Annotated in this window: 1 protein-coding gene; it reads left to right on the top strand. The window is 58.3% G+C overall.

All coding sequences use genetic code 11. From position 1 onward, the window contains the following. Positions 1–57 precede the first annotated feature (57 nt). Positions 58–1,045, top strand: a 988-nt coding sequence (locus AC13QO_RS29900; RefSeq protein ID WP_488542765.1) for an IS481 family transposase, incomplete at its 3' end; no start/stop codon positions are given.

Genomic DNA, 1,045 nt, shown 5'->3' with positions numbered 1-1,045 from the left:
GTGTTTGATCCCAGGCTTTGATGGGGCATCCTTGTCTTCCGAATCAAAGGATGCGTTATGGGCCAGGTTCTTCATGGGAGCGCCACGACGACAGAGGCAGTCCGTCGAGCGATACAACATAGTCAAGAGAGCCTGAGGACGCTTTCGAAGCGTTACGGGATCAATCAGAAGACCGTCGCCAAGTGGCGGAAGCGGTCCTCTGTTGCGGACCTTCCGACCGGCCCGAAAGAGCCGAGATCGACAGTGCTCTCCGTCGAGGAGGAGGCTGTTATCGTTGCCTTTCGCCGGTATACGCTGCTGCCGCTCGATGACTGCCTCTATGCGTTGCAGCCGACGATCCCGCATCTGACACGGTCGTCGCTGCACCGCTGTTTGCAGCGTCACGGCATCGGCCGCCTGCCGGATGTCGACGGCGACAGGCCGGCGAAGAAGAAGTTCAAGAGCTACCCGATCGGCTACTTCCACATCGACATTGCCGAGGTGCGCACCGAACAGGGTAAGCTGCATATGTTCGTTGCCATCGATCGCACCTCGAAGTTTGCCTTCGTCGAACTGCACGAGAAGGCCACCACCGCCATCTCGCGCGAGTTCCTCCTACGCTTGATTGCAGCCGTCCCCTACAAGATCCACACCGTGCTCACCGACAACGGGATCCAGTTCACCACGCCCGGCGCTGGAGGGTCCGCTGTGCCGCTGATCAAAGAAGCGATCGCCAATGGCGAACGTTTCTGGGCCCATGCCTTCGAATACACATGCGCCACCAATGATATCGAGCACCGCACCACCAAGGTAAAGCATCCATGGACCAACGGTCAGGTTGAGAGAATGAACCGAACCATCAAGGATGCCACAGTCAGACGCTTCTACTATGAAAGCCACGACCAACTGCGCCAGCATCTTGCCGACTTCGTCGCCGCTTACAATTTCGGCCGCAGGCTCAAGACCCTCAAGGGCCTCACACCCTACGAGTTCATCTGCAAGGCATGGGCTTCACAGCCCGAACGCTTTACCCTCGATCCGCTCCAGCAAATGCCGGGACTAAACA

The organism is Rhizobium sp. CNPSo 3670, assembly GCF_057784555.1.
Note: the sequence above shows the minus strand (reverse complement) of the source record. Positions and strands in the feature narration are given on the sequence as shown.